The organism is Streptomyces sp. NPDC058872 (assembly GCF_042743065.1).
Classification (GTDB): Bacteria; Actinomycetota; Actinomycetes; order Streptomycetales; family Streptomycetaceae; genus Streptomyces.
This window is the reverse complement of sequence record NZ_JBHYMK010000012.1, coordinates 113,185-124,842: the sequence shown is the minus strand read 5'-3', so window position 1 is coordinate 124,842 and position 11,658 is coordinate 113,185. Positions and strand designations below refer to the sequence as shown.

The 11,658-nt window shown below is 73.0% G+C and carries 13 protein-coding genes, 1 tRNA gene, 1 pseudogene and 1 riboswitch; of the genes and pseudogenes, 5 read left to right on the top strand and 10 right to left on the bottom strand.

Translation table 11 applies throughout. From position 1 onward, the window contains the following. The 5 genes from ACFW22_RS10445 to ACFW22_RS10425 form a co-directional block, all read right to left on the bottom strand. Positions 1-1,087, bottom strand: a 1,087-nt coding sequence (locus ACFW22_RS10445; RefSeq protein ID WP_386401336.1) for a choice-of-anchor A family protein, incomplete at its 3' end; no start/stop codon positions are given. A 98-nt stretch (positions 1,088-1,185) separates the two neighbouring features. Continuing rightward, positions 1,186-2,043, bottom strand: a complete 858-nt coding sequence (locus ACFW22_RS10440) for a fumarylacetoacetate hydrolase family protein (RefSeq protein ID WP_386401334.1) — start codon at positions 2,041-2,043, stop codon at positions 1,186-1,188. Between the two features lie 136 nt (positions 2,044-2,179). Continuing rightward, complete coding sequence (locus ACFW22_RS10435; protein WP_386401332.1) at positions 2,180-2,905, bottom strand: YidC/Oxa1 family membrane protein insertase; 726 nt, start codon at positions 2,903-2,905, stop codon at positions 2,180-2,182. 85 nt (positions 2,906-2,990) lie between these two features. Further along, the gene (locus tag ACFW22_RS10430; protein WP_386401330.1) at positions 2,991-3,284 is read right to left on the bottom strand and encodes a DUF6412 domain-containing protein; all 294 of its coding nucleotides are present in this window, start codon (positions 3,282-3,284) and stop codon (positions 2,991-2,993) included. Between the two features lie 234 nt (positions 3,285-3,518). Further along, positions 3,519-4,352, bottom strand: coding sequence for a class E sortase (locus ACFW22_RS10425; protein ID WP_386401327.1), 834 nt, complete (start codon positions 4,350-4,352; stop codon positions 3,519-3,521). A gap of 51 nt (positions 4,353-4,403) precedes the next feature. On the opposite strand from ACFW22_RS10425, the gene ACFW22_RS10420 reads away from it, so the two are divergent. Together ACFW22_RS10420 and ACFW22_RS10415 are read left to right on the top strand one after the other, a co-directional pair. Then, positions 4,404-5,402, top strand: coding sequence for an SEC-C metal-binding domain-containing protein (locus ACFW22_RS10420; RefSeq protein ID WP_386401325.1), 999 nt, complete (start codon positions 4,404-4,406; stop codon positions 5,400-5,402). 124 nt (positions 5,403-5,526) lie between these two features. Further along, positions 5,527-5,838 carry a hypothetical protein gene (locus tag ACFW22_RS10415; RefSeq protein ID WP_386401323.1) on the top strand — a complete coding sequence of 104 codons (312 nt, stop codon included), beginning with the start codon at positions 5,527-5,529 and terminating at the stop codon, positions 5,836-5,838. A gap of 77 nt (positions 5,839-5,915) precedes the next feature. On the opposite strand, the gene ACFW22_RS10410 is transcribed toward ACFW22_RS10415, so the two are convergent. Continuing rightward, positions 5,916-7,184 (bottom strand): DUF445 domain-containing protein, encoded by a 1,269-nt coding sequence (locus ACFW22_RS10410; RefSeq protein ID WP_386401321.1) that lies wholly within the window; start codon positions 7,182-7,184, stop codon positions 5,916-5,918. A gap of 13 nt (positions 7,185-7,197) precedes the next feature. Beyond that, positions 7,198-7,308, bottom strand: a pseudogene (locus ACFW22_RS10405) (methionine ABC transporter ATP-binding protein); the annotation flags it as partial. 122 nt (positions 7,309-7,430) lie between these two features. On the opposite strand from ACFW22_RS10405, the gene ACFW22_RS10400 reads away from it, so the two are divergent. Continuing rightward, the gene (locus ACFW22_RS10400; RefSeq protein ID WP_386401319.1) at positions 7,431-9,581 is read left to right on the top strand and encodes a transglycosylase domain-containing protein; all 2,151 of its coding nucleotides are present in this window, start codon (positions 7,431-7,433) and stop codon (positions 9,579-9,581) included. On the opposite strand, the gene ACFW22_RS10395 is transcribed toward ACFW22_RS10400, so the two are convergent. The 3 genes from ACFW22_RS10395 to ACFW22_RS10385 form a co-directional block, all read right to left on the bottom strand. Next, complete coding sequence (locus ACFW22_RS10395; protein ID WP_384878723.1) at positions 9,575-9,895, bottom strand: DMT family transporter; 321 nt, start codon at positions 9,893-9,895, stop codon at positions 9,575-9,577. The two genes, ACFW22_RS10400 and ACFW22_RS10395, sit on opposite strands and share 7 nt — an antisense overlap. A 32-nt stretch (positions 9,896-9,927) precedes the next feature. After that, positions 9,928-9,998: riboswitch (guanidine-III (ykkC-III) riboswitch) on the bottom strand. Between the two features lie 55 nt (positions 9,999-10,053). After that, complete coding sequence (locus tag ACFW22_RS10390; protein WP_030554720.1) at positions 10,054-10,392, bottom strand: co-chaperone GroES; 339 nt, start codon at positions 10,390-10,392, stop codon at positions 10,054-10,056. A gap of 46 nt (positions 10,393-10,438) precedes the next feature. After that, a complete protein-coding gene (locus ACFW22_RS10385) occupies positions 10,439-10,756 on the bottom strand; it encodes a DUF3618 domain-containing protein (protein WP_384878726.1) in 318 nt (105 codons plus the stop codon). A 124-nt stretch (positions 10,757-10,880) separates the two neighbouring features. On the opposite strand from ACFW22_RS10385, the gene bcp reads away from it, so the two are divergent. Both bcp and ACFW22_RS10375 read left to right on the top strand, forming a co-directional pair. After that, positions 10,881-11,348, top strand: a complete 468-nt coding sequence (gene bcp, locus ACFW22_RS10380; RefSeq protein ID WP_384878728.1) for a thioredoxin-dependent thiol peroxidase — start codon at positions 10,881-10,883, stop codon at positions 11,346-11,348. Positions 11,349-11,552: 204 nt separating this feature from the next. After that, positions 11,553-11,636 (top strand) — tRNA-Leu (locus ACFW22_RS10375). Positions 11,637-11,658: the final 22 nt, after the last annotated feature.

Below are 11,658 nucleotides of genomic sequence, written 5' to 3'. Positions count from 1 at the left end.
GCGTCGGGGTCGGATCCGTGCAGGACGGGAGGTCGCCGTTGAACGGGTAGGCGTGGATCTCCTGGCCGCCTCCGCCGGACGTCTCCGAGGCATGGGTCAGATTGCCGGTGGTGAAGAAGCGGCCGTTCATGCCCGGCATCGTCACCGTCGCCGTGCTGGCCTGGTTGCCGATGAGCACGCTGCCGGCGAACTGGGCCGTGCCCTCGAAGGTCACGCTCGTGGCGTCGGGGAAGTTCCACAGGACCCGCTCCCGCAGGCCGTCCGGCAGTTGGTTGATGTACGAGTCCACGGTCCGGTCCGCGCCGAGGATGTTGACCAGGACGGTCGCACCGGCCGGGACGCCCTCGAAGCGGATGCCCTGCGCACCGCCGCTGGTGGACTCCAGGTCGAAGTCGACGTTGAAGACCTGGAGCGCCGAGCTGCCGTCCCCCGTGAAGAGCGTCTCGTAGCCGTTGTTGACGGCGGTGCCGGTGGGGGTGCGGGAAGCCCCGTCCACATAGGCGTAGCACTGGCTCGCACCGGTGAGTTGATCGCGGAGCGGCAGGTACGGATCGGCGGCTGCGGCGTCGTGGACCGGAGTCGGGCTCACCGTGCCCGAGAGGGCACCCCCGTACCGGACGACGCCGCTGGTCGTGCCCTCCTCCGCGAGCAGACGCTGCTGATCGGCCACCGTCAGGTCCTTGCCGACGGTGAGGAAGTCGGTGCCGTTCTCGGGCGGGACGCGCGAGCCGACCCCGGCGACGCCGACGTTGTAGACGGCGGAGACGCCCGCCCTCTTGTTCTGGTCGAAGTTGCCGAGGACGACCACCTTGCCCTCGGCCTCGGCAGCGGCCTCGCGGACGAGGAAGTCACCGCCGACGAAGACGTTGATGTTGTTGTCGCGGTACACGATGGTGCCGCTGCCGTTGTCCTCGGGGTACGTCGTGGGGCAGTTGCCCGGGAGGCAAGGGCCGAGGCCGCCGGGCAGCGGGTCGGCATGGCCCGTGACGGCGAGCGTGCCGACGAGGGCGGTGGCAGCGACCGTGGACGCGGCGATGAGGGCGAGCCGACGTCGGTCGGACCGCCCTCCAAGGGAGATTCTTTCCATATCGGGCAATATGCAAAAAGGGTAGGGAAATGGCGACGCCCCACGCGGAGCGCCGCCGCTTTCGTACCCGTGCGGTCAGCCGCAGGAGGCCACTGGGGTCAGGCGCCCTTGAGTTCCTGTCGCTGCCGACCGAGCCCTTCGACCTCCAGTTCGACGACGTCACCGGGGCGCAGGTACGGCTTGGGCTCCGGCTGCCCCATGGCGACGCCGGCGGGGGTGCCGGTGTTGATGACGTCACCCGGGTAGAGGGTCATGAACCGGCTGACGTACCGGACGACCTCCGCGACCGGGAAGATCTGGTCGGAGGTGTGGCCGTCCTGCTTCAACTCGCCGTTGACCCACAGCCTGAGACCGAGGCCCTGCGGGTCGGGCACCTCGTCGGCGGTGACCAGCCAGGGGCCGAGCGGATTGAAGGTCTCGCAGTTCTTCCCCTTGTCCCACGTGCCGCCGCGCTCGATCTGGTACTCGCGCTCGGACACGTCGTGCGCGACCGCGTACCCCGCGACGTGCGCGAGGGCCTCCTCGTCGGTCTCCAGGTAGCGGGCGGTGCGGCCGATGACGATCGCCAGTTCCACCTCCCAGTCGGTCTTCACCGAGCCGCGCGGGACGAGCACCGTGTCGTCCGGCCCGACGACCGTGTCGGCGGCCTTGAGGAAGACCACGGGCTCGGCGGGGGTCGCCTGACCGGTCTCCGCGGCGTGCCCGTGGTAGTTCAGCCCGATGCACACGACCTTGCCGATCCGACCGACCGGCGGACCGATGCGCAGTCCGGTGGCATCGAGCGCGGGCAGCACGCCGGCCCCGGCCGCCGCCCGGATCCGGTCGAGGGCGGAGGCGTCGGCGAGCAGACCGCCGTCGATGTCGTCGACGAGGGCGGACAGGTCGCGGAGCGTCCCCCCCTGGTCGAGCAGGGCGGGGCGCTCGGCTCCCGACGGGCCGACACGCAGCAGCTTCATGGTCTTCTCCCTGTGGTCGAGGCGGGCCCGGAAGGGCCCTGAGGTACCCCGGCCGATGGAGTGCGGCCATCGGAGGATTGGCTGATCCTCCAAGAGAAAGGGGCGCTCTGCAAGACCCCGTTCACACCCTGGACCCTTACGGGCGAGTAGGGGACGTCCCGGCGGCCCGCTCCCGGGGCGGACCGAAGAGGAGGGCGCGCTCGACCGCGGTCCAGGTGGCGCTGGTCACGAGGTAGAGGGCGACGGCGAGCGGGACGACGGCGACCGTCACCAGGGTGACGAAGGGGAGCAGCGGCACCACCCGGGAGACCGCGCCCGCCCCCGGTGCGGACCCGGCGGGGGCGAGGGGCTGGTCGGCGAGCTGCCGCTTGGTGCGGCGGTAGGAGAAGGCGGCGACGACGGCGACGAGCGCGAAGAGGACGAGGTAGACCCGACCGGCCGGGCCGAGGACCCCGCCGTGGGCGAGGGCATCGCCCCAGCGGTCACCGAGCGGGGCGGCGAGCAGGGTGTGTCCGGCCATCCGGTCCCCGGCGAACAGGTGGTACGTGAGGAGGAAGGCGGGGGCCTGGAGCAGGCCGGGCAGGATGCCGGCGAAGGGGGAGACCTGCTCCCGGGCATGCAGCTCCGCGACTTCCCTGCCGAGCCGCTGGGGGTTCGCGGCGTGCTTCCTGCGGAGCTCGGCGAGCTGCGGGGCGATCCGGCTCCGGGCCTGTTGTCCCCGGGCGGAGGCCCGGGAGAGCGGGTGGATCGCAAGCCGCACGAGCAGGGTGAAGAGGACGATCGCAGCGGCCGCGGCCGAAGCCGCGAAGAGGGGCTGGAGCAGGTCGGCGAGTCGCTCGACCAGGGACGCGAAGACGGACATGGGAGCCCTCCGTGGGGTCTCGTCGTGCCGGGGAACGGGACGTCGGCATGACGGATCCGCGGAGGTGCGGGTGGTGCGGGTGCCCCTACGCGGCCGTCGGAAGGGGACGGCCGGGGGCCCGGGGCCTGGGTCGCCCCGCGGCGTCGGGGTCGCGCTGCGGCAGGAAGGCGGTGCGCCGCTCGCGGTCGCGGATGGCGGTGCGGACGGCGGTGGGCCGCACGACGGGAGCCGTGGGGGCTCCGAGGAGTGCGCAGACGACGCCGGTCGCGGCGAGGGCGAAGGCGGCGGAGAGGCCCGCCCCGTCGGAGAGCAGCAGATCGGCGAGGGCCAGGAGGAAGAAGAGCGGCGCGACGGTGCGCAGGACCAGGTCCTTGGCCATCCTCGCCCCCCTCCGCGCTGGTGGATCTTCCCCCTCGTGGAGACGTGCGGGCGGGCACGGGGGTTCCCGGACTCTGCTCGGGAACCCCCGTGTGCCGGGGAAGGAGGGGGTCGGGGGGAAGGGAACGCGCGGGACGCGGTGTCGCACCGGAGGACGGGAGGACGGGAGGACGGGAGGACGGGAGGGCAAAAGGGGGGACGGGAGGACGGGAGGGCAAAAGGGGGGACGGCGGATTCACCCGCCCGGGACCAGCTTCGCCCAGACGACGAGCCGGTAACTGCTGCTGAACTCGGGGGTGCAGGTGGTGAGGGTGAGGTAGGCGCCCGACTCGGCGTACCCGTACGCGGGATGCACCAGCGAACGGGGCACGGGACGGATGACTCCCACGTCCCGGGGAGAGGTCGACCGGAGCACGAGGTCGACCCGGTAGAGGTACGTGCGCGCGGGGGTGCGCACGGAGATCTCGTCCCCCGGGACGAGCCGGTTGACGTAGCGGAAGGGCTCGCCGTGGGTGTTCCGGTGCCCGGCCAGTGCGAAGTTCCCGACCCGCCCGGGCCCGGCGGTCCCGGGGTAGTGCCCGACGTACCCCTTGTCGAGGACGGATCCCTTGGAGACCCCTTCGGCGACGGGAACGGCGAGACCGAGCCGGGGGATGCGCAGGACGGCCAGGGCGGCGGGTCCCCGGGGCGACGGCGTCGGGGCCGGGGAAGCGGCCCGCGGAGGCGCAGCGGTCGAAGGCCCCCCGGTGCCGGACCCGGGTGTGGTGCCGGGGCCGGTCCCCGCACCGGCCGCGGGCTCCGCCCGGGGCCCTCCGGATGCGCCGACCCCTGCGGAAGGAGAGATGTCCCACTCCCGTTCCAGCACGCGCACCCGTTCCCCCGCGTCGGCACGGGCCTGGTGGTTGGTCCACCAGAGCTGGTGGACGACGAGGAGCAGGACGACAAGCCCGCAGGTGACGACGGTCTCGGCACCGACCCACAGCACACGGGCACCCGTACCGCGCCGCCCCCGTCCCTGGACGACCACCGGCACCCGCTGCCCCACCCCGGCCCGCACGCGGAGCACCATAAGCGTTGGGGCGCCAACTCTCCAGGCCCGTACAGCAGTACGGTGGAGCCCATGCGCCCCGACACGCCTGCCGACCACACCACCGAAGCCGAGCGTCTGCTGCGCACCGCGGAGCAGTACCCGGGAGACCGGGAGCCCCTCTACCTCCAGGCCGCGGCCCACCGGGAGCTCGCAGGCGACCGCCCGGGGGCGACGGCCCTCTACGACGCCCTGCTCACCGGCGCGCCGGCCGACCCGCACCTCATCAGGGCGCTGAAGGCGGCGAACCTGTGGGAGTACGGGCACGAGGCCGAGGCCCGGGCGATCATCGACGGCGTGCGGCGGGCCAAGCCGCCGGAGGCGACGGCCTGGGAGGTGGCGGCGGAGACCCTGGAGGCCCACGACGAACTGGAGGCGGCGGAGGCGACCCTGACGGAGGCCACGGCCCTCCTGGTGACGTCTCCGGACGAACTCCCCCACGCCACCCGGTCGCTGCTCTCGACCCGCCACCGGATCCGCCGCATGCTGGCCCTCCCCCACGACGACGGGGACGACCTGGCGGACCGCTTGCACACGGCGGCCGTGCCGCTGGACGAACTGCACGACCCGAAGCGGTTGTGGTCGCTCGGCTCCTCGGACCCGGCGGAGCTCCAGGCGGAGATCACCCGTCTCCGCTCCGAACTGGGCGCCTACCGCACGGCCCTCTCCCGCCCGTTCCCGGTGGCGGTCCTCCACTGGCCGGAACCGGAACTGGACGAGCTCCTCGCGGCCTACCCGGAGTTGGAGGCCGAGTACCCGACGTACCGGGCCCACCTCACCGACATCGAGGCGTCGCTCCGCGAACTCGCCCAGGCCGGCACCCCCAACCTCGGCATCGTCCGCGCCACGGTCCCCTCCTACGAGGCCTTCGCCGCCTCCGAATCCGCCCGCCCCTCGAACGCGGACCTCCTCCCCCAGTACGCCACCACCCTGGCGGCCCGGGCCCGGGCCAGCGCCTGGCCGCCGCCCCGCGGCGCGGCGTGCTGGTGCGGCTCGGGGGCCACGTACGGGGAGTGCCACGGGGCGGAGTGACCGGCCCCGCCCTCCTCGAACCGCCCCTCGCCCCCCAGCCACCCCGCCCCTCCTCGAACCGCCCCCGTACGACGTCGAACCGGCGCGCCCCCGGATCGACGCAGCCACCCGAAAGGCCCCCGCCGTGTCCCGCACCCCCTCCTCCGCCATCGCCGCCGTCGCCGCCACCGGGCTCGTCGGGGGATACGCCGTCGCACGGTGGACCGGGAAGCGGCCCCTCGGCGGGGTGGTGCTCGCCCTGGCCGGCGGGGTGGCCGCGCGGGAGTGGCAGCGGGTCGGCGGGGGCAAGGCGGCCGCCGGACTCACCGGTGCCTATGTCGCCGCGTTCGCCGGATCCCACCCGCTCGCGAAGCGGATCGGGGCCTGGCCCGCGGTGTTCTCCGTGGCCGGCGGCATGGCCGCGGCGTCCTGGGCAGTCACCCGCGGGAAGGGATGACGGTCCGCACCGTCACCCGCGGGAAGGGATGACGGTCCGCACCGTCACCCGCGGGAGGTCCGGGGGCCGCCGTCCGCTCAGCCGCCCAGCGCATGGCTCACCGTGTAGATCAAGAGGCCGGCCAGGGCGCCCACCACCGTGCCGTTGATGCGGATGAACTGCAGGTCGCGTCCGATGTTGGCCTCGATCTTCTTGGACGTCTGGTCGGCGTCCCAGCCGGCGACCGTGTCGGCGATCAAGGACGTGATCTCGTGGCGGTACGTCGTGACGACGTACGCCGCCGCGTCCTCCGCCCAGCCCTCCACCTTCGCCTGGAGTCGGGAGTCCGTCGCCAGGCGGCTGCCCAGGGAGATCAGGGAGGCGCGGGCGCGGAGGCGGAGCTGGCTGCGGTCGTCCTCCGCAGCCGCGATGATCAGCGAGCGGACCGAGGACCAGGCCGAGGCGATGACGTCCTGGACCTCCGGGCGGGCCAGGACCTCCGCCTTCAAGCGCTCCACGCGGGCCCTCGTGTCGGTGTCGGCCTGGAGGTCGGTCGCGAAGTCGGTGAGGAAGCGGTCGATCGCGCCGCGCGCCGGGTGGCCCGGCATGTCCCTCATCTCCGTGACGAAGCGGAGGAGCTCCTTGTACACGCGCTCGCCGATGCGCCGGTCGACGAAGCGCGGGGTCCAGCCCGGGGCACCGCCCTGGACCGCGTCCATCACCGAGTCCCCGTGGGTGACGAGCCAGTCGTGGGCGCGGCTGCAGATCAGGTCGACGGCCCGGTGATGGGCTCCGTCGGCGACCACCCTCTGCAGCGTCTTGCCCAGGCCGGGCGCGATCTCCGCCGCTTCGGCCCGACGGGTGATCGCCTCGCCCACCACCGCCTGCACGTCCGCGTCCCGCAGCACCGTGAGCGCGCCGCGCAGGGCCGTCGCCAGTTCCGCGGTGACCCGGTCGGCATGGGCCGGGTCCGCCAGCCAGGCGCCCAACCGGCCGCCGATGCCCAGGGCGTGGAGCCGGCCCCGTACGACGTCGGCGGAGAGGAAGTTCTCGCCCACGAAGGTGCCCAGTGACGCGCCCAGCTGGTCCTTCTTCGTCGGGATGATCGCCGTGTGCGGGATCGGCAGGCCCAGCGGGCGCCGGAAGAGGGCCGTCACCGCGAACCAGTCCGCGAGCGCACCGACCATGCCGGCTTCCGCCGCCGCCGCGACATAGCCCGCCCAGGCCCCCCAACCCGCGCTCCGGGCCCAGGTGGCCAGGGCGTAGACCGCCGCGACGAAGAGCAGCAGGCACGTCGCCAGCGCCTTCATCCGGCGGACGCCCCTGCTCTTCTCCTCGTCCGCCGCCGTGTACGCGAAACTCACCATCGACTCGACCTCCCTACCTCAGGGACTCCCGGAACCCGTCCCGAGTTCCCCCGTACATCTTCGCGATCACCGCCCCGATGTCCGGCTCCCGCACCGAGAGGTCGACGAAGGGATGCCGCGGAGCCGCACCGCGCTCGGGGCGGGGAAGCCGCCGGCCCGCACCGCGACCGCTTCCCCACCGGACTTCGCGTGGCAATCATCAGCCTTTCGGGAGTTTCGTCCTTTTACCGTGCAATATGTGATCCCATGTCCCCTTCCTCTGGTACGAACCCGGATACGAGCTGGGAACCGAGGGACCCCACCCTCCCTGCGCCACGACCGGACGCACGCCCGAAGAAACGCCCCCGCCGCGTCCTGCGGGCCCTCTTCGGGCTGCTGCTCCTCGGCACGCTGCTGCTCGCCGGCGCCTTCACCGCCGGCTACCTCCTGGTGGAGATCCCGCCCGCCAACGCCAGCGCCGTCGCCCAGTCCAACGTCTACCTCTACCGGGACGGCACCCCCCTCGCCCGCGACGGCGAGGTCAACCGGGAGAACGTCCGCCTCGACCAGGTTCCGCTCACCGTGCGGCGGGCCGTGCTCGCCGCCGAGGACCGCGACTTCCACACCTCGCGCGCCGTCGATCCCAAGGCGATGGTCCGGGCCGCCTGGAACACCGTCACCGGCAAGGGCCGCCAGTCCGGCTCCACCATCACCCAGCAGTACGTCAAGAACTACTACCTGGGCCAGGAACAGACCCTCAGCCGCAAGGCCAAGGAGTTCTTCATCGCGATCAGACTGGGTCGCGAGAAGAGCAAGGAGGACATCCTCCAGGGCTATCTGAACACCAGTTACTTCGGCCGGAACGCCTACGGCGTGCAGGCCGCCGCCCGCGCCTACTACGGCAAGGACGTCGGGGGGCTCGACACCGCCGAGGGCGCCTATCTCGCCGCCCTCCTCAAGGCCCCCAGCGCCTACGACGTCGCCACCCACCCGGAGAACCGGGCCAAGGCGGTCGCCCGCTGGCGCTACGTCCTCGACGGGATGGTCGGCGAGGGCTGGCTCAGCCCCGCGGACCGCGCCGCCGCCCGCTTCCCCGCGCCCCGGACCGCCCGGTCCGCGACCGCCCTCTCCGGGCAGCGCGGCTACGTCGTCCAGGCCGTCGAGGAGTACCTCACCGAGCGCGGGATCCTCGACGAGGAGGCCCTCGCCGACGGCGGCTTCCGGATCACCACCACCCTGGAGCCCGCGAAGCAGGAGGCCCTCGCCGAGGCGGTCGAGGAGCGGGTGGTCTCCCGGCTCGATCCGGCCGGCGTGCCGGCCGACCGCTACGTGCGGGTCGGGGCGGCGGCCGTCGATCCGGCGAACGGCAAGGTCCTGGCCCTGTACGGCGGCGTCGACTACACCCGGCAGTACGTCAACAACGCCACCCGCCGCGACTACCAGGTCGGCTCCACCTTCAAGCCCTTCGTCTTCACGGCCGCCGTCCAGAGCGGCGCACAGACCCAACAGGGCCTGCCCATCACCCCGTACACCCTGTACGACGGCACCGACCGGCGCCCGGTGGAGGGGTGGAGCGGCGGCCCGTACGACCCCGCCAACGAGGACGGGAGGAGCTACGGGGAGATCCCCGTCGGCACCGCCACCGACCTCTCGGTGAACACCGTGTACGCGCAGATGGCGGTCGACGTCGGCCCCGCACGCGTACGGCGCACCGCGATCGCCCTCGGGGTGCCCGGCTCCACGCCGGACCTCACCGCCTCCCCCTCCATCGCCCTCGGCCCCGCCACCGCCAGCGTCCTCGACATGGCCTCGGCGTACGCCACGCTCGCCGCGCACGGCCGGAACGGCACCTACTCCCTGGTCGAGGACGTCAGCCGCAACGGCCGGCACCTCGCGCTCCCGCCCACCCGCCGCCGGCAGGCGGTGAGCCGCGAAGCGGCCGACACCACCACGGCGATCCTGCGGAGCGTCGTCGAGACCGGCACGGGCACGGCGGCCCAGGCCGCGGGGCGCCCCGCGGCGGGCAAGACGGGAACGGCCGAGGACGACAAGGCCGCCTGGTTCGCCGGCTACACCCCGGACCTCGCGACGGTCGTCGCGCTGATGGGGCAGGACCCCGAGTCGGGTGCGCAGGAACCGCTGTACGGAGCCCTGGGACTGCCGCGGGTCAACGGGGGCGGGGTGCCGGCCGAGATCTGGGCCCGGTTCACCCGCGCGGCCCTGGCGGAGACGGAACCGCAGGACTTCGAGCTGCGGCTGATGCCGGGGGCGGAGGAGATGCCGCAGGTCCCGCCGACGCCGGACGGCCCGGAGGGCTGGCCCGAGACGGGCGAGGCGGGGCCGCAAGCGGCACCGCGCAGCACCGCTCCCGCGCGCACCCCGGACCGGGCGGCCCCTCCGGGCGCTCGGGGTCAGTGACCCGAGGTCGCCTTGAGTCCCACCACGGCGACCAGCAGCAGACAGACAAAGAAGATCCGGGCGGCGGTCGCCGGCTCGCCGAGCACCACCATGCCGAGCACCGCCGCACCGGCCGCGCCGATCCCGACCCACACCCCGTACGCCGTGCCGATGGGCAGGGTCTTGGCCGCCTGGGACAGCAACAGCATGGAGGCCACGATCCCGGCAGCGGTGAACGCGCTGGGCCAGGGGCGGGTGAAGCCCTCGGTGTACTTCATGCCGATCGACCAGCCGACTTCGAGCAGACCGGCGACGACGAGCAGGAACCAGGCCATGACGGAACACCTCCGCGAGACGGATCAACAGGGGTGCGTCGTCTTGTCGTCGACCCGGTACGGCGCGTCTCGTCGGGGTTTCCCCAGGTTAGCAAGGAACGGGCGGGGGCCCCGGTGACCGTGGTCACCGGGGCCCCGGGAGGTCCCGCGCTCCTTCGCTACAGGTAGAGGCCGGTCGAGTCGGAGGTCCCCTGGAAGCGGTCCGCGGCCACCGCGTGCAGGTCGCGCTCCCGCATCAGGACGTAGGCGACGCCCCGCACCTCGACCTCGGCCCGGTCCTCGGGGTCGTACAGCACCCGGTCGCCGATCTCGACGGTGCGGACGTTCTGGCCGACCGCGACGACCTCGGCCCAGGCGAGGCGGCGGCCGACGGCGGCGGTCGCCGGGATCAGGATGCCCCCGCCGGAACGTCGTTCCCCTTCCGGGGAGTCGGTACGGACCAGAACCCGGTCGTGGAGCATCCGGATGGGCAGTTTGTCGTGCGTGTTCTCGCTCACGGGGTGAACCTACCTGCCCGGGCGGGTCGCCCGTGCCGGGGAAGGGTCACGCCTTGTTCCGCCGCGAGGAAACGATCAGCCCGACCACGGCGAGGGCCACCACGGCCGCCGGGACGACCCGCTCCAGACGGGGTGCGCCGTCCTCGTCCGTGAACCGGGCCTTGACGTCCGAGACGACCCGGTTGACGGCGACGAAGGCGCGTCCGGCCGTCTGGTCGACCGTCGAGGCGACCTTGGCCTTGGCGTCCCCGACGATCGTCTTCGGGTGCATCCGAATGCCGATCTCGTCGAGCGTGACGGCGAGCTGCTCGCGCCGGCGGACGATGTCCGCCTCGATCTGCGCAGGGGTCCTGGCCTCCGACACCGCGCTGCCTCCGTAGTCGTGTTTCGGTCGTTGACGTTCAGTCTGTCAGTTCCACCGCCGCCGGGTGGCCGCAGACCCCCCATTAGGCTCTTATCGCGTACGCGAAACATTCCCGAGGAGAGCCATGAGCGAGCGACTGCAGCCCGGCGACACCGCCCCCGCCTTCACCCTTCCCGATGCGGACGGCAACGAGGTCTCCCTCGCGGACCACAAGGGGCGCAAGGTCATCGTCTACTTCTACCCGGCCGCTCTGACCCCCGGTTGCACCAAGCAGGCCTGCGACTTCACCGACAACCTGGCCCTGCTGACGGAGGCGGGCTACGACGTCATCGGCGTCTCCCCCGACAAGCCGGAGAAGCTGGCGAAGTTCCGCGAGAAGGAGAACCTGACGGTCACGCTGGTCGGCGACCCGGAGAAGACGACCCTGGAGGCGTACGGCGCCTTCGGCGAGAAGAAGCTCTACGGCAAACTGGTGAAGGGCGTGATCCGCTCCACGATCGTGGTCGACGAGGACGGCAAGGTCGAGCACGCCTTCTACAACGTGAAGGCCACGGGGCACGTCGCCAAGATCATCCGGGACCTGGGGATCTGATCCCGGGCCGCCTCGCGACGGACCGCCCCGTGCCGCCGGGTGCGGGCGCGGCCCGCGGTCGCCTCCTCCTGCGGGGGAGTGCGCGACGCGGGGCGCCCGCCCGGCGTGCCGGCGGGCCCGCCCGCGTCCCCGTCGGGGCAACTGGCGTGCGGGGCAGGCGCATCCAAGCGCCGGAGCCCCGCCCGGTACCATGGCAGGCGACGAGCGGCGGTGGCGCAACGGCGACGCAGCAGACTTAGGATCTGTGGCCCTTGATCGGGCTTGAGGGTTCGAATCCCTTCCGCCGCACGGACACGGCCTGCGCATCACC

What these genes read in the sequence shown, in the direction of transcription:
- ACFW22_RS10440 (WP_386401334.1), bottom strand. Translation starts at nt 2,043, where the DNA reads ATGAAGCTGCTGCGTGTCGGCCCGTCGGGAGCCGAGCGCCCCGCCCTG.
- ACFW22_RS10425 (WP_386401327.1), bottom strand. Translation starts at nt 4,352, where the DNA reads ATGGTGCTCCGCGTGCGGGCCGGGGTGGGGCAGCGGGTGCCGGTGGTC.
- ACFW22_RS10435 (WP_386401332.1), bottom strand. Translation starts at nt 2,905, where the DNA reads ATGTCCGTCTTCGCGTCCCTGGTCGAGCGACTCGCCGACCTGCTCCAG.
- bcp (WP_384878728.1), top strand. Translation starts at nt 10,881, where the DNA reads ATGAGCGAGCGACTGCAGCCCGGCGACACCGCCCCCGCCTTCACCCTT.
- ACFW22_RS10420 (WP_386401325.1), top strand. Translation starts at nt 4,404, where the DNA reads ATGCGCCCCGACACGCCTGCCGACCACACCACCGAAGCCGAGCGTCTG.
- ACFW22_RS10395 (WP_384878723.1), bottom strand. Translation starts at nt 9,895, where the DNA reads ATGGCCTGGTTCCTGCTCGTCGTCGCCGGTCTGCTCGAAGTCGGCTGG.
- ACFW22_RS10410 (WP_386401321.1), bottom strand. Translation starts at nt 7,184, where the DNA reads ATGGTGAGTTTCGCGTACACGGCGGCGGACGAGGAGAAGAGCAGGGGC.
- ACFW22_RS10430 (WP_386401330.1), bottom strand. Translation starts at nt 3,284, where the DNA reads ATGGCCAAGGACCTGGTCCTGCGCACCGTCGCGCCGCTCTTCTTCCTC.
- ACFW22_RS10400 (WP_386401319.1), top strand. Translation starts at nt 7,431, where the DNA reads ATGTCCCCTTCCTCTGGTACGAACCCGGATACGAGCTGGGAACCGAGG.